The 18,282-nt window shown below is 72.9% G+C and carries 19 protein-coding genes; 10 read left to right on the plus strand and 9 right to left on the minus strand.

What is annotated here, in order from left to right; genetic code table 11:
• Positions 1-91 precede the first annotated feature (91 nt).
• The 3 genes from RCR19_RS09665 to RCR19_RS09675 form a co-directional block, all read right to left on the minus strand.
• Positions 92-445, minus strand: coding sequence for a nucleotide pyrophosphohydrolase (locus tag RCR19_RS09665; RefSeq protein WP_331264771.1), 354 nt, complete (start codon positions 443-445; stop codon positions 92-94).
• Positions 442-1,611 carry an ATP-binding protein gene (locus RCR19_RS09670; RefSeq protein WP_331264772.1) on the minus strand — a complete coding sequence of 390 codons (1,170 nt, stop codon included), beginning with the start codon at positions 1,609-1,611 and terminating at the stop codon, positions 442-444. Before RCR19_RS09670 ends, RCR19_RS09665 begins: the two co-directional genes overlap by 4 nt.
• Positions 1,612-1,716: 105 nt before the next feature.
• Positions 1,717-2,136 (minus strand): cell division protein SepF, encoded by a 420-nt coding sequence (locus RCR19_RS09675; protein ID WP_079050814.1) that lies wholly within the window; start codon positions 2,134-2,136, stop codon positions 1,717-1,719.
• A gap of 330 nt (positions 2,137-2,466) precedes the next feature.
• Here RCR19_RS09675 and RCR19_RS09680 point away from each other — a divergent pair, with 330 nt between their 5' ends.
• Positions 2,467-4,134, plus strand: coding sequence for a hypothetical protein (locus tag RCR19_RS09680; RefSeq protein WP_331264773.1), 1,668 nt, complete (start codon positions 2,467-2,469; stop codon positions 4,132-4,134).
• A 144-nt stretch (positions 4,135-4,278) separates the two neighbouring features.
• On the opposite strand, the gene RCR19_RS09685 is transcribed toward RCR19_RS09680, so the two are convergent.
• A complete protein-coding gene (locus RCR19_RS09685; RefSeq protein WP_331264774.1) occupies positions 4,279-5,034 on the minus strand; it encodes a YcnI family protein in 756 nt (251 codons plus the stop codon).
• 40 nt (positions 5,035-5,074) lie between these two features.
• Positions 5,075-5,677, minus strand: coding sequence for a hypothetical protein (locus RCR19_RS09690; RefSeq protein WP_331264775.1), 603 nt, complete (start codon positions 5,675-5,677; stop codon positions 5,075-5,077).
• 99 nt (positions 5,678-5,776) lie between these two features.
• Between RCR19_RS09690 and RCR19_RS09695 the strand changes: the two genes are divergently transcribed.
• Positions 5,777-6,175: a helix-turn-helix transcriptional regulator gene (locus RCR19_RS09695; RefSeq protein WP_115977522.1), complete on the plus strand. Its 399-nt coding sequence runs from the start codon at positions 5,777-5,779 to the stop codon at positions 6,173-6,175.
• A gap of 28 nt (positions 6,176-6,203) precedes the next feature.
• Here the strand turns inward: RCR19_RS09695 and RCR19_RS09700 are convergent, their stop codons facing one another.
• Positions 6,204-6,686 carry a molybdopterin-dependent oxidoreductase gene (locus tag RCR19_RS09700; RefSeq protein WP_331264776.1) on the minus strand — a complete coding sequence of 161 codons (483 nt, stop codon included), beginning with the start codon at positions 6,684-6,686 and terminating at the stop codon, positions 6,204-6,206.
• Positions 6,687-6,907: 221 nt separating this feature from the next.
• Between RCR19_RS09700 and modA the strand changes: the two genes are divergently transcribed.
• From modA to RCR19_RS09725, 5 genes are all read left to right on the plus strand, one after another.
• Positions 6,908-7,720 (plus strand): molybdate ABC transporter substrate-binding protein, encoded by an 813-nt coding sequence (gene modA / locus RCR19_RS09705; RefSeq protein ID WP_331269395.1) that lies wholly within the window; start codon positions 6,908-6,910, stop codon positions 7,718-7,720.
• A complete protein-coding gene (gene modB / locus RCR19_RS09710; protein WP_331264777.1) occupies positions 7,717-8,568 on the plus strand; it encodes a molybdate ABC transporter permease subunit in 852 nt (283 codons plus the stop codon). The genes modA and modB overlap by 4 nt, the downstream gene beginning before the upstream one ends.
• Positions 8,565-9,656 (plus strand): ABC transporter ATP-binding protein, encoded by a 1,092-nt coding sequence (locus tag RCR19_RS09715; protein WP_331264778.1) that lies wholly within the window; start codon positions 8,565-8,567, stop codon positions 9,654-9,656. The genes modB and RCR19_RS09715 overlap by 4 nt, the downstream gene beginning before the upstream one ends.
• A 92-nt stretch (positions 9,657-9,748) precedes the next feature.
• Complete coding sequence (locus RCR19_RS09720; protein ID WP_331264779.1) at positions 9,749-10,168, plus strand: TOBE domain-containing protein; 420 nt, start codon at positions 9,749-9,751, stop codon at positions 10,166-10,168.
• A 167-nt stretch (positions 10,169-10,335) separates the two neighbouring features.
• Positions 10,336-11,001 (plus strand): DedA family protein, encoded by a 666-nt coding sequence (locus RCR19_RS09725; RefSeq protein WP_331264780.1) that lies wholly within the window; start codon positions 10,336-10,338, stop codon positions 10,999-11,001.
• Between the two features lie 4 nt (positions 11,002-11,005).
• Here RCR19_RS09725 and RCR19_RS09730 read toward each other — a convergent pair whose 3' ends face one another.
• Positions 11,006-11,995, minus strand: a complete 990-nt coding sequence (locus RCR19_RS09730) for a YbhN family protein (protein ID WP_331264781.1) — start codon at positions 11,993-11,995, stop codon at positions 11,006-11,008.
• A complete protein-coding gene (locus RCR19_RS09735; RefSeq protein ID WP_331264782.1) occupies positions 11,992-13,503 on the minus strand; it encodes a hypothetical protein in 1,512 nt (503 codons plus the stop codon). Before RCR19_RS09735 ends, RCR19_RS09730 begins: the two co-directional genes overlap by 4 nt.
• A 251-nt stretch (positions 13,504-13,754) precedes the next feature.
• Between RCR19_RS09735 and RCR19_RS09740 the strand changes: the two genes are divergently transcribed.
• The 3 genes from RCR19_RS09740 to RCR19_RS09750 all read left to right on the plus strand — a co-directional run bounded on the left by RCR19_RS09740 (position 13,755) and on the right by RCR19_RS09750 (position 16,366).
• On the plus strand, positions 13,755-14,156 hold the full coding sequence (locus RCR19_RS09740) for a BlaI/MecI/CopY family transcriptional regulator (protein WP_331264783.1): 402 nt from the start codon (positions 13,755-13,757) through the stop codon (positions 14,154-14,156).
• Complete coding sequence (locus tag RCR19_RS09745; protein ID WP_331264784.1) at positions 14,153-15,055, plus strand: M48 family metalloprotease; 903 nt, start codon at positions 14,153-14,155, stop codon at positions 15,053-15,055. Before RCR19_RS09740 ends, RCR19_RS09745 begins: the two co-directional genes overlap by 4 nt.
• A gap of 420 nt (positions 15,056-15,475) precedes the next feature.
• A complete protein-coding gene (locus RCR19_RS09750) occupies positions 15,476-16,366 on the plus strand; it encodes an aminoglycoside phosphotransferase family protein (protein WP_331264785.1) in 891 nt (296 codons plus the stop codon).
• A gap of 331 nt (positions 16,367-16,697) precedes the next feature.
• Here the strand turns inward: RCR19_RS09750 and RCR19_RS09755 are convergent, their stop codons facing one another.
• Positions 16,698-18,203 carry a glycoside hydrolase family 71 protein gene (locus RCR19_RS09755; RefSeq protein ID WP_331264786.1) on the minus strand — a complete coding sequence of 502 codons (1,506 nt, stop codon included), beginning with the start codon at positions 18,201-18,203 and terminating at the stop codon, positions 16,698-16,700.
• Positions 18,204-18,282: the final 79 nt, after the last annotated feature.

The raw sequence follows: 18,282 nt of genomic DNA on the forward strand, positions 1-18,282 counted from the left end.
CGGACGAAAAGCCAGAGGTAGTCCGAAATCTGTGGACATCCTGAGAGAAGTGGACAACTCAATAACTTCGGAGAGTGACAGGGAGAGAGAGTCACTCGGCTCCGGGTGCCGGAAACCTGCCCTCATTGCGGTCGATCTTCGCGTCCAGCGCCGCCAACACGTCGATGCCCAGCACCTCGCACAGCTGGAGCAGATACGCGAGCACGTCCGCGACCTCGTCCCTCACCCGGTGGGCCGTACCGGGATCGTCCATCACGCGCGACGACTCCTCCGGCGTCAACCACTGGAAGATCTCGACCAGTTCGGAGGCCTCCACGCTGAGCGCGGCGACAAGATTCTTCGGTGTGTGGTAGGGCTGCCAGTTGCGCCTCGCGGCGAAGTCCGCAAGCCGCCGCTGCAACCGCGCCACGTCCAGGTCCTCGCGCCGCCCGGGTTCTTCAGTCACGGGCTCAGGTCTACCACCGTCACGCCGTCCACCTCCGCGGCCCGGGACACGTCACTCACCGCACCCACCAACCGGACATGCCCCCGCGCACTCATCCGGACCGCCAATCGGAGCAGTTCCCGCGCCTGCCGCCGGTCCAGACCGCGGTCGAGACCGTCCGCCAGCACGGTGAGCGTCTGCAGCGCCGCCGGCACCTCGCCCACCGGGTCGACCTCGAGGACGCCCGGCCCGGTGAGCAGGACGAGGGCCAGCGCCAGATAACGCAGCTCACCGTCACCCAGCAGATTCAGTGGTGTACGCACTCCGTTGCCCCGGTCGACCAACGCGCGCACCGTGCCGTCCCGGAGCGGCTCCGCCAGCAGATCCACGACACGGCCCGTGCACCCGGCGGCGACCGCCTCGGTCAGCAGCGCGTGCCGCCGGCCGCACTCCGCCCGGGTACGCAGCAGGACCTCCGCGAGGTTGCCGCAGCCCGGCAGCAGCCGGCCCGCGCCCGGTGGAACCGGGGCGCGCATCCGGCGGGGACTCGGGTCGCAGGTGAAGACCGAGCGCAGGGCCACCACCATCTGCTCGGCCGCGGCGAGCACCCGGCGCTGTCCGTCCGTCCTGCCGGACACACGCAGCGGCAGCAATGCGGTGCCGAGGCGGTCGTCGGGCAACGGGCCCCGGGTCACCGGTGAGGAACCGGCGGTGTGCCAGGCCGCCTGCACCGTGCGCCTGGCGGGGTCGCGCAGCGCCGTCTCCAGCAGGACGAGGTCACCGGACGTCAACCGCTCGCCGACGATGCGCAGTTCCGGCTCGGCCTGGACGGCCACGTCGAGCCGTACCGGCCCCTCCGGACCGTCGGCCGTGCAGCCAATGCGGAATCCGCGCCGCCGCTGGGCGTCGGGCCGCGCCCCCTCCGGGACACAGGCCGGCGGATCCGGGAACACCTCGTGGAGTTCCACCCCGCCGCCGAGCCGCGCCAGCGCCGCGTACGCCTGGAGCGCCCGCGACTTGCCGGATCCGCTCGGGCCGGTGAAGAGCGTCAGGGGCCCGAGCGTGAACCGGGCCCGACGGTGCCCCGCGAAGGCGGACAGCCGCAGTTCCGTCACGTTCGGCCGGTCCGGGCACGGCTCGGTCCCGGCGGTCGGGCGGGGCAGGGACACCTCGGGAGACACCGTCATGTCCGGGACCGTAGGCGCAGGAGGCACGGGCGAACCGTTTTGCCCGCGCGCCCTTCCCACGATCGGGCGACGGGCCCGGACACATGCCGCGTACGCGGGCGGTCCTCAGCCGCCGGAAGCCCTCGCGCCCTCCATGAGTTCGCGCACCTCGGTACCCAACGGGGTCAGCAGGAAGACATTGCGGTCGACCCGGTGCATCCCGCTGGCGAGGCCGAAGACGACGCCCGTGCTGAAGTCGAGCACCCGCTTGGCGACCTCGGTCTCCGCGCTCGTCAGGTCGAGCAGGACGGGCACCCCCGCCATCAGCGTCTCGGCCACCTCGCGGGCGTCCGCGAACACGTTGACCCTCAGCACCACAAAACGGCGCCGCGCCTCGGTCCGGGCCTCGGGTATCGAGCGGTGGTCCACGGCGGACGGCCAGGCGTCCCGGCCGCGCAACGGCACGACCTGAGCAAGCCCCTCCCACTGTTCGTCGGTGACGTCGTAGCCGTTCACCGGCCCTCCCCCTGATGGCTCGCATTCCATGTCTGCACCGGGCAATTCTTACGCATGGTCACCCGTCCGGCCCAACAGCGACACGGACCGCCACGCGACCGGCGGTCGTGCCACCGGCCGCGCGCGCGGCCCGGGCGGGAGTGCGGCGGTGCTCGTCCGGTGGGCGGCCGACCGGGTGGATGAGGTCCCCCTTCAGGGGGAACGCGGCCGGCGTCCGGACCCGTACGGCCTCTTCTTACTGCCCTCACACCGGAATCTTCACCACCACGGACGCGGCGCTCAACCTGTCCCCTTACGTTCCGTGGCGTGCAGTTGGCAGAAGCAAGGCCGTCGACAAGCGGCCGACCGACGCGACCGGCCATGACGCCGGTCGAACCCGACCCGACCCCCGCCCAGTGGCATCGCGCCCTGACGTTGCTCGCGGACATCAGCCTGTTCATCGGTACCCGCGGGGTGTGGTCCTCCGCTGCGAGTCACCGACTGATGATCGCGGCCGTCATCTCCGTCTGTTACGCATCGATCCTGGTCACGGGTGTCCTGGCGCTGGTGGTGCGGCGCAGCCGTGCGCTGGCGCGGCTCGATCTGGCCGTCCTGCTGACGGCGGTCACGCTCGCCTACTGCGCGGTGTCCGTGGCGCACGGTTTCAGTGACGAGTCGATACTCACCACACAGGCCGCCCATGAACTGCTCGCGGGCGCCCCGGTGTACGGACAGCCGTGGCCGTGGCTGTTCGGGCACGGGGTCGCCTACACGGCCACGGTGAGCGGCGGATACGACTTCACCTACGGCTACCCGCCGCTGACGGCGCTCCTGACCGCGCCCCTGCTGTGGATCGGCCACGGCGCGCTGCCGGAGACCCTGGTCACCACCACCGCCCTTGTGCTCGGCACGGTCGTCATGTGGAAGATGCTGCCGACGCCCTGGCGTTCGGCGGCCACCATGGTGTGCCTCGGCTTCGGCATGCTCCCGGTGTACGCCCGGCTCGGGTATCCGGCGGTCGTCGCGCTGGCGTTCCTCGTCCCGGTAGTGGTCCGCTGGACGCGCATGGGCACCGGCGGCGCGGCCGACTGGGCGCGGGCGGCATGTCTGGGCGCGGCCTGCGCGGCCCAGCAGTTGCCGTGGTTCCTCACACCGTTCCTGCTCGCCGGGGTCTACGCGCTGCGGCGCGGCGAGCTGGGGGCGCGCGGAGCCGCCGTGGCCGTGGGACGCATCGTGGCCGCGGCGGCCGGTACCTGGCTGCTGATCAACGCGTACTTCATCGTGAGCGAGCCGCGCACCTGGATCCGGGGCGTCGCACTGCCGCTCACCCAGGGCGCCGTCATCCACGGCCAGGGCCTGGTCGACGTCTCCCTGTACTTCACGAACGGCAGCGACCGCCTGAGTTGGTACTCGCACGCCAGCCTGCTGCTGGCGGCGGGCCTGCTGGCGGTGTTCGTCCTGTTCGTGCGCCGGCTGGGCCCGGCCGCGACGGTGCTGCCCTGGTGCGCCTTCTACCTGGCGACCCGCTCGCAGGACGGCTACTACCTGCTGATGACACCGCTGTGGCTGGCGGCCGCCGTCACCGTGCCGCAGAGCGCCTTCACCACCGCCTGGCAGCCACGGCTGCCGGACGGGCGGCGGACAGCCCACACGGTGGTGGCCGCGGGCCTGCTCGCCCCCTCCCTGGTGGCGGTGCTCCTGGCGGCGACCGGCAGACCTCCGCTGCACCTGCAGGCCGCCGCCGCCTCCCGGACGCCACGGGCGGTCAGGACACTCACGGTCCATGTGGACAACACCGGCGACGCGGCGCTGCGGCCGCACTTCATGGTGACCACGGGACAAGGGATGAGCCGGTACTGGAAGGTGCTCGACGGCCCTTCCTCCGTCGCCGGTCATTCGACGGGCACCTACCGGATCCAGGCGCCCGGCGGCGGCTTCTCCGTGCCCGGAAAGGGCACCCGCATCCGGCTGCGCGCCTTCACGGCTTCGCCGATGACGCTCTCGAGCCAGGACATCCGTCTGGAGCGCCGGCCCGCCCCGGCCAAGTGACCGGCTCCCACCCCGGCGGGTGAGGGCCGGGTCGCCGCCGGCACGGCGCCCGCCGGACGGCCGATAGGCCCGTACCGCGCATCCGGGGAACGGCCGGCTCCCCGTCCCGCCGGCGGTGGTCGTCGCCGGCGGGACGGGGACAGGTCACTCCGAGGAGGGAGTACGGGTACGACCGCGGGCGATCGCGAAGCCGGCGGCGGCCAGGCCCAGGACACCGACGACCAGCCCGGCGACGCCGAGCCCCCGGGCGGTGGAGTCACTGGCGGCGGTGGCCTTCGCCGTGGAACCGCCCGGCTTCTCGTCCGTCGCGGTGGTGGAGGAGGAGACCGCGGGCGAACCGCCGCCCTCCGCCGTGCCCTTGGCGGTCAGCCGCAGGACCGGCGCCGGGTTCTCCGGCTCGTCCGCGCCCTTCTGGGCCTCCTCGATCCAGCGGACGACGTTTCCGTCGGAGTAGGTCTGCAACGTCTTGAAGGTCAACTGGTCGGTGTCCTCCGGGAGCTGACCGAAGGCGACGTCGAAGTCCTGGTACTGGCCGTGCCGGATACGCCCGCCCGACCAGGTGATCTCGGAGACGGCGTCGGTGATGGTGCCGTCGTCCGTCTTGACCGGCGTCTTGAGCTTGGTGGTGGTCACCTGGGCGGTCCAGCCGTCCCGGGGCGCGACCAGCACGCCCAGGACCGGGTGGTCGGTGGGCAGGAAGACCTGCACCTTGGTGGTCGCCGCCGTGTCCTCCTCGTTGGGGACACGGAAGGTCAGCACACCGTCGGTGCCGCCCTTGGCGTAGCTCTCGGGATGGACGGTGACGTGCGCGAAGGCCGCGCCCGCCGCGGTGAGGACGCCGACGGCGGTCAGAGCGGCGACGGTGCCGGCGCGGCGCAGGGTGGTACGCATCGGGGACATGAGTGGGGAAGCTCCGTACTTGTGCTCGGTTTCGGGGGGGTCAGATCGCGTACGGGGTCCCCGGGGGCGGGCCGCGCCGGGACAGGGCGTGGCGGAGCAGTGCCTGCCGCAGGGGCCGGCGGTAGGTGTACGGAAGGGGTGTCCCGCCGTAGGCGGGAAGCGGCGCCGTACGCCACCAGGCCGCGAGGCCCGGGACGAGGGCGACCGCCTTGCGCAGCAGCGACCACAGGGCGGCCTCGCCGCGCCGCAGGCACCAGGAGGCGGTCAGTGCGGCGGCCAGATGCGCGCCGACGGCATGGGGTGTCATGGCGTGCGGCTGGGCGGCCATGTGCATGCCGTGCGCCATGCCTGCCATGTGCATCGGTGCGACCGGCGGGGCCGCCGCGTCGAAGGCGAGATGGAGCCCGCCCTGCACGAGCAGCATCGCGGTACCGATGCCGAGGAGGGAACGTTCACGCCCGGCGAGGACCACGCTCAGGGCGAACACCGGAAGGACACCGGCCACCTCCACCCGTGCCGGTGGCACGGTGCCGGTGGCCAGTGCGTGCCCCCCGGCGGCGAGCAGCACGCACACCACGGCGAACACCGCCGCGCGCAGGCTCCGCACCGTCCAGGACACACCCATGGCGTGCGATCCTGCCATGCGGTCCCGGGAGCCATGGCGGTTTCCGTGGATACGGCGTGTGGGAGTCCCTCGCAGGCGCGTACGGCCGGAGCGCCCCGAGCGCTTATCGTGACGGACATGCAGTCCTACACCATCGGTCAGGCCGCCCGCCTGCTGGGAGTGAGCTCGGACACCGCCCGGCGCTGGGCCGACGCGGGCCGGGTGGCGACCCGGCGCGACGAGAACGGGCGCCGGGTCGTCGACGGCAGGGATCTGGCCGCGTTCTCGGTGGAATTGGCGCGCGGCGGCGCCGGCGAGGACGACGCGCTCTCGTACACCTCGGCCCGCAACGCGTTCCCCGGCATCGTCACCGCCGTGAAGCTCGGTGACGTGGCGGCGCAGGTGGAGATCCAGGCGGGACCGCACCGTCTGGTGTCACTGCTGACCCGGGAGGCCGTCGAGGAACTGGGCCTGGAGGTCGGCATGGAGGCCACCGCCCGCGTGAAGTCGACGAACGTCCATATCGACCGGACCTGAGCGCCCGGCGGCCCACCGGGTGCGCGGCTCAGGTCCACGGGCCGTAACGGCCGTCCACCCGTATCGCGTTGACTCCGCTGACGTACCGCGCCCCGCAACGGTCCTGCGGCAGCACCAGCTGAGGTCCGCTCCCGTCCAGCGCGGTGTCGTCGATGCCGGCCGCGAGCAGCACGGGCGCACGGCCGAAGTCCGGGTCGATCTCGGCCCAGGAGAGCAGGGCGTGGTGGCCGTCCGCGCCCGTGACGGCGATCAGGAAGCGCAGCCGGTCCTTGCGCCTGCCGGGATCGAACTGCGGGCCCGCGGCGCAGAGCACGTCGTGCAGCAGCGGACCCTCGAACCGGTGGTGCTGTACGCCGCTGGTGGCGCACTCGAAACTGACCCGGACCCGGTGCTGGGGCCAGGCCAGCAGGTCGGGCACGGTCAGCCGGGCGGGACGCTCGAGGTCTCCGGACAGCGCGAGTACGGCCGGCGCAGCCGCGTCGGCGACCCGTTCCGTCAGGGGCCGGCCCACAGGACACCACCTCCCGCAGGACAGTACCCGTGCGGCCACCCCGTACAAACGCACATGCCGCCCGCTTCGTCGGATCTCCCAGCTCATGCGATGCAACAGGGGACTTCCGCATGGCACCTGCGTCAGTATGATCGGCGTAACGGAGGGGCCCGGCGGGCCCCTCACGGCCGACCAGAGGGAGTGGACCCGTGAAGACCCGTTCCGCGCGCCGGACCCGCCGGATGGTGCAGGTGGCCGGTGCGGGGGCCGCCGCGCTGCTGGCCCTGAGCGCCTGCTCCTCCTCGTCCGACTCGGGTTCCTCCCCCAAGTCCGACTCCCCGTCGTCCTCGTCGTCCTCGTCGTCCTCCGCCGAGAAGCTGTCCGGCACGGTCACCGTCTTCGCCGCGGCCTCGCTCAAGGAGAGCTTCACGACCCTTGGCCAGGAGTTCGAGAAGCAGCACCCCGGCACGAAGGTGACCTTCAACTTCGGCGGCAGTGACACGCTCGCCGCGAGCATCACCGGCGGTGCCCCCGCCGACGTCTTCGCCGCCGCCAGCCCCAAGACCATGGCCATCGTCACGGACAAGCAGGACGCGGTCGGCGCGCCCGCCACCTTCGTGCGCAACCAGCTGGAGATCGCCACCCTGCCCGGCAACCCGGACAAGGTCGCCTCCCTGAAGGACCTCACCAAGTCCGGCCTCAAGGTCGTACTGTGCGACAAGACCGTGCCGTGCGGTGCCGCCGCGCAGAAGGCGCTCGAGGCGAGCGACCTGAAGCTCACACCGGTGTCGTACGAACAGGACGTCAAGAGCGCCCTGACGAAGGTGGAACTGAAGGAGGCCGACGCAGCGGTCGTCTACAAGACCGATGTGAAGGCGGCGGGTGACAAGGTGGAGGGCGTGGAGTTCCCCGAGTCGGCCAAGGCGGTCAACGACTACCCGATCGTCCTGCTCAAGGACGCGCCCAACGCCGAGGCGGCCAAGGCGTTCATCGCGCTGGTCCGGTCCGCCGAGGGCGGCAAGGTCCTGACCGAGGCGGGATTCCTCCAGCCGTGACCCGTGCCGACACGTCCGGTGCCGCGGCCGACACCCTCACCGGTGGGCCGCGGCCCGGGCGTGTCCGGCGTCCGGGGGTGCCGCTGCCGCTGATGCTCCCCGCGCTGGTCGGACTGGCGTTTCTGCTGCTGCCGCTGGTGGCTCTGCTGGCACGGGCCCCGTGGCGCACCCTCCCCGACCAGCTGACCAGCACCGCGGTGTGGCAGGCGCTGCAACTCTCCCTGGTGAGCGCCACCGCCGCCACCGCGGTGAGCCTCGTACTGGGCGTGCCGCTGGCCTGGCTGCTGGCCCGCACGGAGTTTCCGGGACGGGGTCTCGTACGCACCCTGGTGACCCTGCCGCTCGTGCTGCCACCGGTGGTGGGCGGTGTGGCGCTGCTGCTGGCGCTCGGGCGCAACGGGATCGTGGGGCAGTGGCTGGACGCATGGTTCGGGATCACGCTGCCCTTCACCACGGCGGGGGTCGTGGTGGCCGAGGCGTTCGTGGCGATGCCGTTCCTCGTCATCAGCGTCGAGGGCACGCTCCGGGCCGCCGATCCGCGCTACGAGGAGGCCGCCACGACGCTCGGCGCCTCCCGCTTCACCGCCTTCCGCCGGGTCACGCTGCCGCTGATAGCACCGGGTGTCGCGGCCGGTTCGGTCCTCGCGTGGGCGCGGGCGCTGGGCGAGTTCGGGGCGACGATCACCTTCGCGGGCAATTTCCCCGGCCGCACCCAGACGATGCCGCTCGCCGTCTATCTGGCCCTGCAGAACGATCCTGCGGCGGCGATCGCCCTCAGCCTGGTCCTGCTGGCCGTGTCGATCGCGGTCCTGGCGGGCCTGCGGGACCGCTGGATGACGGCGTCATGACCCACACCCGTCAGACCGCTCCCGGCAGCACCCCCACGGGCGTCGGCGGCGAGGGACTCGACGCGCGCCTCGTCGTCCAGCGTGGCTCCTTCCGGCTCGACGTGGCCCTGACCGTCGCGCCCGGCGAGGTCGTCGCACTGCTCGGACCCAACGGCGCGGGAAAGACCACCGCCCTGCGCGCGCTGGCGGGACTCGTCCCGGTCTCCGGCGGTGGTGTGTGTCTCGACGGCGCCGCGCTGGACCGCACCCCGCCCGAGTCGCGGCCCGTGGGTGTGGTCTTCCAGGACTATCTGCTGTTCCCGCATCTGACCGCCCTGGACAACGTGGCGTTCGGCCCGCGGTGCCATGGCGCCTCCAAGGCGAAGGCGCGCGAGATCGCCGCGGGCTGGCTGGACCGCATGGGACTGGCCGATCACGCCGGCGCCAAGCCCCGCCGGCTGTCCGGCGGCCAGGCCCAGCGGGTGGCGCTCGCCCGGGCGCTGGCGACCCGGCCGCGGCTGCTGCTCCTGGACGAGCCGCTCGCCGCGCTCGACGCCCGCACCCGGCTCGAGGTCCGGGCGGAACTGCGCCGCCATCTGGCCGAGTTCGAGGCGGTGGCCGTGCTGGTCACCCACGATCCACTGGACGCGATGGTCCTCGCCGACCGGCTGGTGGTGGTGGAGAGCGGCCGGGTCGTCCAGGAGGGCACGCCCTCGGAGATCGCCCGTCGTCCGCGCACGGACTACATCGCGCAGCTCGTGGGGCTCAATCTGTACCGCGGGACGGCCGGCGGGCACACCGTGCGGCTGGAGGCCGGGCCCGCGATCACCACGACCGAGGAGCTGTCCGGCCCCGTCTTCGTGGCGTTTCCGCCCGGGGCGGTCACTCTGTTCCGGGACCGGCCCAGCGGTGCCAGCGCGCGCAATCTGTGGCGGTGCGAGGTGGCGGGTCTGGAGACGCACGGCGACCAGATCCGTGCCGACCTCACGGGTGAGCTGTCCCTGGCCGCGGATCTGACGGCCGTCGCGGCGGCCGAGCTCGGCCTTCAGCCGGGCGCCACGGTCTGGGCGACCGTGAAGGCGACGCAGACGCACGCGTATCCGGCCTGACACGCCGTGCGGGCGCGGCCGTGAATCCGGCCGCCGCGGGCCCAGCATGGGAACGGACACGATCATCTCCCCACGTTCCGCGAGGCGCGCCCATGAACCTGAGCATCCGCAACCAGCTTCCCGGCACCGTGACCGTCGTCCTCCCGGGTGGGGTCATGGCGGTCGTCAAGGTCAAACTGGCGGGAGGCCAGGACATCACCGCCGCGATCACCGCGGAGGCGGTCGACGAACTGGACCTCGCACCGGGCGCCGCCGTGTACGTCCTGATCAAGTCCACGGAGGTGGCGCTCGCCTCCGCCGAGATGCCGGGCGTCTCCATCCGCAACCAGCTGCCCGGGACCGTCGACCGCGTCATCCCGGACGGGGCCGTCGCGTCGGTCAGGGTCACGATCGTGGGAGCCGTGCTGACCTCGGTCATCACCAGGAGCGCCCTGGATGACCTGGGGCTGGTGCCGGGCGCCTCGGTCGTCGCCCTGGTCAAGTCCACGGAGATCTCCCTCGCCGCCGCCTGAGCCGGCCACCACGGCCGTGCGGCCGGCACGGCGCGGCCGTGCGGACGCCGAGCGCGGGACCACTCGTCATCCGTTCGTCGTCTACAGTTCAGTAGACGATCTGTACGATGGTGCGCCGTCGGGCGACACCGTGTCCCGCCCGGCCCCGTACGAAAGGGCTCGCGCCGATGGCCACATCCTTGACCCTGGGCTCACAACTCGCGGTGAACCTGCTGGACGCCCAGTCCCTGCTCGCGGCCTTCGGCGTGCTGGGCGTGGGTGTGGTGATGTTCGCCGAGACGGGCCTGCTCATCGGCTTCTTCCTGCCCGGCGACTCCCTGCTGTTCACCGCGGGCCTGCTGTGCACCGGCTCGGGCCAGCACGGGGTGAGGCTGTCGCTGTTCCCGCTCCTGGTGGCGGCGGCCGTGGGCGCGCTCGCCGGGTCCCAGTGCGGCTATCTGCTCGGGCGCAAGGCCGGCGGCGCGCTGCTCGCCCGCAGCCGCTCGGTCCGCCTCAAGGAGGGCGCGGAGCGCGCCGAGGAACTCCTCGACCGCTACGGCCACGCGAAGGCGATCGTCCTGGCGCGCTTCGTCCCCGTGGTGCGTACGGTGCTCAACCCGATGGCCGGTGCCCTGCAGGTGCCCGTGCGGACCTTCACGCTCTGGCAGGTGGTCGGCGGCCTCGTCTGGAGCCTCGGCCTCACCCTGGCCGGGTACGCCCTCGGTTCCTCGGTGCCGAACGTGGACAAGTACCTGCTGCCGATCATCGCCGTGATCGTCGTGGTCTCGGTGCTCCCGCTCGCCCTGGAACTGCTGCGCTCCCGCCGGGCCGCGAAGGACGGCGTCAGCGGCTGACGGGTCACAGCTCCTTGCGCCGCACGAGCAGGCCGAGCACCGCAAGACCGGGGATCAGCGGCAGCCACACCGTCAGCAGCCGGTAGCCGAGGACCACCGAGGCGGCCGCGCTCCCGGGGACGCCGGCCAGCGCGAGCGCGAAGGCGAGCGCCGCGTCCAGGGAGCCGAGACCGCCGGGAGTGGGCAGCAGGACGGCGGCGCTGCTCGCCACGAGATACGCCAGCGCCACCCGGCCTGACGGCAACGGCAGACCGAGCGACCGGGTCACCGCGATCACCACCAGGGAGTGCAGCGCAGCGAACCCGAGCGACGCGCCCCACAGGGCGGCGGCACGGCTCGGGAGCCGGTGCACGGCCCGCACGTCCGCGAGGACCGTCCACACCGCCCGGCGCAGCGGACGGCACAACACCACCACGAGCCCTCCGCCCGCCACCAGTGCGGCACCCACCGCGACCGCGGAGGCGCGCGGGAGGCTCAGCAGCCCGGGGCCGGCGAGGGCGAGGAGGGCGATGAGCGCGCCACGGGTCACGGCTCCGGCGGTGGCCTTCACCGCGAGCGCGGTCGCCGACCGGGCCATCGACAGTCCGCGGCGGTTCAGGAAGCGGAGGTTGACCGCGCCCGCCCCGAGGCCCGCGGGAAGAAGATGGTTGGCGGCCGAGGCGGCGAACTGCGCGGCAGCCAGACGCCCGAAGGGCAGTCGCTCGGCCACGGCGCCCTGCTGGGCGAGCGCCGAGCAGGGCCAGGTCGACACGGTCGCGATCGCCGCCAGCAGCAGCCAGCCCCGGTCGGCGTCCTCGAGCCGGGTGATGCCCGCCTCGATCACCGGCCAGTGGTGCCGGGCCAGCAGCGCCGCACAGACGAGCACGACGAGGGTGACGGCCAGGTGCCATGGGGCGCGCCGCCGCAGAGCCCTCGCCCGACCGGCCGGCGCGGCCCGCTCGGCCGGCGTCCGCGTGGCCCCCGGAGCCACCTGGGCGGCGGTCGGAGGCGTCATCCGGGTCCGTTCCGGGTCGCCGCCGGGGCGACGTAGATACGCAGGCCGTCGAAGGAGTGCGGACTCCAGCCGCGCGTGTACGACGGCGGACGCCCGGTGGGCGTGCCCAGATGGGCCACGGGCATGGTCCGGGCGGAACGCGCGATGCCTTCGGCGGTGGAGTTCTTGTTGCTCCCGCCCGTCGCGGCGGAGGAGCAGCCCGTGTAGAAGGCGATCGGCACGGCCTCGTTCCCGGTCAGCAGACAGGGCGGCCGGACGCCGAGCCGGTGCAGTTCTGCCGCGGTGCGGGACCAGCCCCGGCGGTCCGCCTGGGTCCGCTCCACGGTGCTGTGCAGCACCGCGTACTGCACGGCCAGGTGCCCGGCGAGCCCGATCGCCACGAGCGAGGCGGTGATCGGCCGCCATCGTCCGTCGGGGGCCGTGACCAGGTGCACAAGTGCGTCGGCGACGGGGATCGCGAGCAGGGCGTAGGTGGGCAGCAGGAAGCGCGGCGCGGCATACCCGATCAGGAAGAGGTACGGGAAGGCCGCCGTCGCCGCGCAGGCGAGCGGCACCAGGGTGCGGCTCGGGGACGCCGGACGCCGGGCCCGGAAGGCGACGGACACCGCGAGCAGGACGAGCAGCGGCAGCACGAACCACCATGCGACGACCGCCGGGTTCGGCATCGAGCCGGTGCAGGGACGACAGAGGGTGCGCCCGCCGAGGCTGCGCAACTGGTCGCCGACGGCGATGTTCCAGCCCAGTCCGCCCTGCAACCGGGAACCGTCGGACAGGCGTTGCAGAAGCCCTCCGTAGCGGCCGAACGCCTCGGCGATCCACTGGGCCGCGCCGACCACCAGCCCGCCCACCAGTGCCAGCAGCAGCGGCAGATTCCGCCACCGGGGCAGGAAGACCAGCAGGAACACGAGCGGTGCCGCGGTCCACGCGGCGTCGGTGGGCCGCATCCACGTCATCAGCGCCGCGCCGACCGCGACTCCCCACAGGGCCGGCCGGTCGGCGCTGTCCGCGTGGGCGCGCAGGAAGAAGCCGGTGACGGCCAGCGCGCCCATCGCCACCCAGTAGTTGGGCATGACCTGCGGGCCGTAGAAGAGGGTCACCCACAGGCTCGCGAACAGGGCCCCGCCCAGGGCGAGGACACGGACCGGGAAGACTCCCCGCCAGGCGCGCAGGGCGATGAACAGCGCCGCGCCCGACAGCACCGCCAGATAGACCCTCAGCAGCGCCGTGGACGAGGACCACGAGGTCACGGGGGCGACCAGGAGCGATACGCCGCGGGCACGGGGTGCGCTGAAGTATGCGGCGGGAGCATGGGCGCTGATCTGGCTGGCGTACACCGTCTCGTCCCAGCCGAGACCCATGCGGGGCCCGACGAGCAGGAGCTGGGCCAGTGTGAAGGCGCCCGCCACGACTGCTGTCAGACCCTGACCGCGGTCCTGCCACGACGTGCCGGCCACCGACGGCCCCGCGAGCCTGCGGACCCCTGCGAGCGTGGTGTTCGAGTTGGCCATACCCATCCCTCACCCCCTACAACCTGTAGGGGCATCACACCCTACAAGCCGTAGGGTCGACGATGGAAATCGGGAAAGAAAACAGGTAAAACACGGACAAGCTAACGCGAGGCACCTGGGGGTGCAGCATGAGACCCGCGGCAACCCGGAGCCCCGAGGCCACCGTTACGCCAATCGCGTGAACCGGGACTGCGGGCAACCGCCCCCGGTCCGCGGTATCGCGCGCCCCTACGCGCTGTAAGGTTGCGGGCATGGCTGGCACGGGCCCGCGGGGCAGGATGGAACGACGCAGCGCCGGTGAGCTGGAGAGCGAGGTGCTCGCCACGCTGTGGGCCACCGAGCAGGCGCTCACCCCCGCCGAGATCCAGGCCGAGATCGGCGGCGGCCTCGCCTACAACACCGTGCACACCATCCTGAAGCGCCTCTACGACAAGGGGCTCGTCCTGCGTGATGTGGACGGGCGGCGCGGGGCGTACCGACCCTCGAAGAACGCGGCCGAACTGACGGCCGAGGCCATGCACGAGGCACTCGACCGCGGCCCCGATCCGATCGCCACGCTCCAGCAGTTCGTCTCGGGACTCAGCCCCGAGGAGGAGCGTGCCCTGCGCGGCTTCCTGGACGGGTCCCCGCACCCCGACGGAGCGGGTGCATGAGGATCGACGTCTACACCCCGATCCTGCTCTCGCTGCTGCTGGCCGCGGTGAGCCCGATGGTGGGCAGGAGGGTGGCGCCCGCCCTCGCGGCCCGGGTGCTGGCCGTGTCCGCCGTTCTCACGGCGGCCGCCACCACCTGGTCGCTCCTGCTGCTCGCGGTGACCCTGATCGGCCAGGCACCGCCGGTCGTCGCGGACGCCCGGGCGGACGGCCACCCGCTGCCCGAACCGGTCCCCGGCACGATCGCCGTGGCCGCGACCCTGGCCCTGCTGCTGGTCGTCGTGCGGGTCCACCGGGCAATCCGCGCCGAGTTCGGCACCCGCCGGGCACTGCGGACCCTGTGCGCGGGACATCCACCGGACACGGAACTGGTCGTCGCCGCCTCCCCCGTACCCCAGGCGTTCGCCATCCCCGGCAGCGGCGGCGCGCCGGGCCGGATCCTGGTCACCTCGGCCCTGCTCGGCGCCCTCGAACCCGCGGAGCGCCGGGTGCTGCTGGCCCACGAGCGCGCCCATCTCACCCACCGGCACGCGTCCCTCGCGACCGCAGTGGCGCTGGCCACCGCGGCGGACCCGTTTCTCGCGCCCGTCCGCACCACGGTCACGTTCCTGATGGAGCGCTGGGCGGACGAGCAGGCGGCGGACGCGGTCGGCGACCGCTCCACGACGGCCCGCGCCCTGGCCCGAGCGGCGCTCACCACCAGGCGCCGCCCCCCGTCGTGCGCGCTCAACTTCACCGACCACGCGGTCACCCGCCGCATCGCGGCCCTGCAGAGCGGCCCGCCCCCGCACCTGTGGCCGCTCGCCGCGTCGACGCTCGCCCTCGGGGCGCTGCCGGCCCTGGGCGCCGCGGACGCGACGGGGGATCTGCTGCGACTGCTGGAGCATGTGCTGACCTGATCCGACGGCACGTCCCCGGCAGCGGAACCGGGGGCCGACGCGACCTGACGCTCTATCAAGCGGACTTCGGGCAATCCTCCGATCGGGGCACCCTTCACCACACGAGGGAATCGAACGGCACTGGCGTCTACGTTCCCCCCGTCCAGCGGGCGGAGAACCGAATGGTTCGAACTTACGTATGGAAATTCGCCCCCGATCCCCCGTTACGCGTCCATGATCGGGCGGGTTGTTCGGTCGCTTGTCCGCATCGCCAAGAGCCTCCGGAGGAATCATGAACCCCGTACCCGCCCCTGCCGCCGGTCGTCGCCTGTTCGAGAACCGGTCGGTGCATTCCTCGTCCGCGCGGTGCGGAGCCGACGCTCGGCGAGTCGCCGGTGCCGGCCGCCCGTCCTCGTCACGACCGACACCGAGGTGCGGCGCATGACCTCCGGCACACCGGTTCCACCCGCCCTGGCCGCCTGGGCCGAGAACATCGTCGGCCCCCTCAGCACCGTGCGGGACGTGTCGCACCCCCGCCCCGAGTCCCAGGTCTGGGAACTGACCTCCGCCACCGGCAGGACCGTTCTCAAGGTGGCACCCACACCCGTGTTCTACGCCCGCGAGACCCGCGCCTACCGCGAGGCGGCGCCCGCCCTGGAGCGGGGCACCGTGCCGCACCTGGTGGAGTCCGACGCTCGGCACAGGGCGCTGCTGATGACCGCGGTAACGGGCCGGCCGGTGCGATCCGCGGCCCTCTCCCCCGCCCTGGGGCGCGCCCTGCACCGCAAGGCGGGTGCGTGGCTGCGCCGCTTCCACGGCGACGCCCGCGATCTCACCCACCGGGACCGCGCCGAGGCGGCCGGCGAGATGGAACGCGCCGTCGAAGCCGCCGAGAAGCACCTGGAACTGTCCGGAGACCTGATCGGCGTACCCGAGCGTGAGGTCGTCCGCCGGCACGCCGCGGGGCTGGTGCTGCTCGGCCCTCTGCCCGTGGGATACGTCCACGGCGACTTCCAGGAGCGCAACTGGCTCCACGACTCCGGAAGCGGGTCACTCGCGGTGGTCGATCTCGAGCGGGCCCGGCCGCACGCCGTGGTGCTCGACGTCGTCCGGCTGGCCTGCGGACCCTGGGTTCGACGGCCCGAGTTGAGGACCGCCTTCTTCGAGGGCTTCGGACGCGAGCTGACCTCCGCGGAGCGGACCGCCCTGCGCTGCCTTTCCGCCCTGGACGCCGTGGGCGCCATCGCCTGGGGAGTGCCCCACGAGGACAAGGAGCTCGTCGACCGCGGCCGCGAGACCCTGGCCCGGCTGGTACGGGGGGATTACGGATGACGGGCGGGCCGGCCGGCGATCGCCCGGCCGGACCACCCGGAACCTCGGGCGCGCCCGGCAGCCGCCGAGGACGGCCGGTCCACAGCGAAGGAGCGCCACTCAGGGCGGCCCGGTCACGCGGTCACTGCGCCGTCGTCGCGGCCGGCCGCCGAGCGCGACGACCCCGCCCCACGACGGTCCGACCGGCGCGGGGCGTCCGCGGGCCGCGCCGGCAACCGGTGTCGTGCGTAGTGCGGTTGCCGCTGTCCCGCACCGGTGACGCGTCTGCGTATCGGCTCGTCCGCACCGAGCGGGGTCCGGCGCCCGGAACCGCCGGAAGCCTCCGGGGGGTTCACCGGCGGCTGGAGACGGCGTAGTACTGAAGATCCTGCACTGCGACCGTACGCCGCACCGGATAGCGGGTGGCGACGGCGGCGACGGTGTGCCCCGCACGGCGGACCACCACCTCGGTGCGGCCGGGGGACAGCGGCAGATCCTGGGCGTATGCGCCGACCGGCGCGCGATGGACGTGGGTCACGGTGCCCACACGCGCGGAGACCGTGGCGGGCGCGGTGAGGAAGCTGAGCACTTCCACCCGGTCCCGCGGGGGCGCGGTGCCCGGTCGCGGGCGCATGAGCCGGGGCTGGAGGGTGGCTCCGCCCGCGTCGGCGAACTGCACGCGCGAGGTGACGTACACGGTGTCGCGGACGATCCGCGGCCAGGTCCCGGTCTTGAAGCGGGTGAGGTAGTACGAGGAGATGTCCAGGTAGGCGTGCCCGTTGTGCAGCGAGGGCGCGAACTGGCTGCCCTCCGAGTAGTCGTTCCAGGTGGTGAGTTGGACCCAGTCCGCGCCGTCGGAGATCGCGTGGTTCCAGGTCGACCGCAGGGTGGCGGTGTTGCCCGCCTCGTCGTAGATCCCCTGGTTGGGCCGGGCGTCCTGTACGGACACCGCCTGCATCCACTTCTTTCCCAGCGAGTGGGCGAGCCGGATGTCGCCGGGAACGTTGTCCTGGCGGATGTAGCTCCGGTTGCCCCAGGACGAGAAGGCGTGGCTGATCGGCGCGAACCTCTCGGCGTTGGCGCGGAAGTCCAGGAAGACCGGCACGAGCGCGGTGCCGATGCCGTGGTCACGCAGCCGGGCGATGACCTGCCCCCACCAGGCGGGGTCCTGGGCCTCGGCCTTGAACGGGGAGACCACGAGACGTCCGTCGGCCAGCCGGTACGCGGACGGGGAGGCGGCGAGCCGGGCCAACTGATCGGCGAGCGTGCGCGGATCGGTGTGCAGGGACGTCATGTCGGGCATCAGAACGATCCGGAAGTGCGGGTCGACCCGCTGCGCCGCCCTCAGCAACTTGTCGACGCGCTCCCGGTTGATGCCGTCGAGGGAGAGGATGTCGACGGTGAATCCGTCGAGCCCGGCGTCCCGAGCGGTCCTCACCTCCCGTTCGAGGTCGGCGAGTTGCCAGTCCCCCTTGGCCGGCGGCACGGGCTGGGGCCGGTCGCGCAGCAGCCCGCCGTAGGCCGCATGCTTGCCCTGCTCGCCCTGCGGTGTGAGGTAGTTGCGGGCGTAGTAGTCGTCCTCGGCGGGCCGGTTGTCGAGGGAGAGCGGGTACGGCGGGAAGTAGTGCGCGAAGACCTGATGCGGACTGTCGCGCAACACGTCGGCGGCCGGCAGGTCGAAGGGCAGCGCCGCGCTCGCCCTCGCCGCGCGGGGCGCGGCCTCCCCACGGTCGCGGGCCAGTCCGACACCGGCGATCAGTCCGATCAGCAGCAGGCCGAACAGGGCACCCACCGCGGTGCGCCACCGGGCCGAGGACCTGCGGTGCCGGTGCGTCGGACGAGCGGGGTGATCCGTCATGGGTGTCCTCCGCGGATGCCGGGGCCGCCGGTGCGAACTCTAGTGCACGAGTGGCCCCTTGTCCGGCAAACCATCATCA

The organism is Streptomyces sp. WAC07094, assembly GCF_036320405.1.
Lineage (GTDB): Bacteria > Actinomycetota > Actinomycetes > Streptomycetales > Streptomycetaceae > Streptomyces > Streptomyces lannensis.

What these genes read in the sequence shown, in the direction of transcription:
- RCR19_RS09745 (WP_331264784.1), top strand. Translation starts at nt 14,153, where the DNA reads ATGAGGATCGACGTCTACACCCCGATCCTGCTCTCGCTGCTGCTGGCC.
- RCR19_RS09685 (WP_331264774.1), bottom strand. Translation starts at nt 5,034, where the DNA reads ATGTCCCCGATGCGTACCACCCTGCGCCGCGCCGGCACCGTCGCCGCT.
- RCR19_RS09715 (WP_331264778.1), top strand. Translation starts at nt 8,565, where the DNA reads ATGACCCACACCCGTCAGACCGCTCCCGGCAGCACCCCCACGGGCGTC.
- RCR19_RS09750 (WP_331264785.1), top strand. Translation starts at nt 15,476, where the DNA reads ATGACCTCCGGCACACCGGTTCCACCCGCCCTGGCCGCCTGGGCCGAG.
- RCR19_RS09735 (WP_331264782.1), bottom strand. Translation starts at nt 13,503, where the DNA reads ATGGCCAACTCGAACACCACGCTCGCAGGGGTCCGCAGGCTCGCGGGG.
- RCR19_RS09740 (WP_331264783.1), top strand. Translation starts at nt 13,755, where the DNA reads ATGGCTGGCACGGGCCCGCGGGGCAGGATGGAACGACGCAGCGCCGGT.
- RCR19_RS09690 (WP_331264775.1), bottom strand. Translation starts at nt 5,677, where the DNA reads ATGGCAGGATCGCACGCCATGGGTGTGTCCTGGACGGTGCGGAGCCTG.
- modA (WP_331269395.1), top strand. Translation starts at nt 6,908, where the DNA reads ATGGTGCAGGTGGCCGGTGCGGGGGCCGCCGCGCTGCTGGCCCTGAGC.
- RCR19_RS09725 (WP_331264780.1), top strand. Translation starts at nt 10,336, where the DNA reads ATGGCCACATCCTTGACCCTGGGCTCACAACTCGCGGTGAACCTGCTG.
- RCR19_RS09670 (WP_331264772.1), bottom strand. Translation starts at nt 1,611, where the DNA reads ATGACGGTGTCTCCCGAGGTGTCCCTGCCCCGCCCGACCGCCGGGACC.
- RCR19_RS09730 (WP_331264781.1), bottom strand. Translation starts at nt 11,995, where the DNA reads ATGACGCCTCCGACCGCCGCCCAGGTGGCTCCGGGGGCCACGCGGACG.
- RCR19_RS09680 (WP_331264773.1), top strand. Translation starts at nt 2,467, where the DNA reads ATGACGCCGGTCGAACCCGACCCGACCCCCGCCCAGTGGCATCGCGCC.
- RCR19_RS09755 (WP_331264786.1), bottom strand. Translation starts at nt 18,203, where the DNA reads ATGACGGATCACCCCGCTCGTCCGACGCACCGGCACCGCAGGTCCTCG.
- RCR19_RS09720 (WP_331264779.1), top strand. Translation starts at nt 9,749, where the DNA reads ATGAACCTGAGCATCCGCAACCAGCTTCCCGGCACCGTGACCGTCGTC.
- RCR19_RS09675 (WP_079050814.1), bottom strand. Translation starts at nt 2,136, where the DNA reads ATGGAATGCGAGCCATCAGGGGGAGGGCCGGTGAACGGCTACGACGTC.
- RCR19_RS09695 (WP_115977522.1), top strand. Translation starts at nt 5,777, where the DNA reads ATGCAGTCCTACACCATCGGTCAGGCCGCCCGCCTGCTGGGAGTGAGC.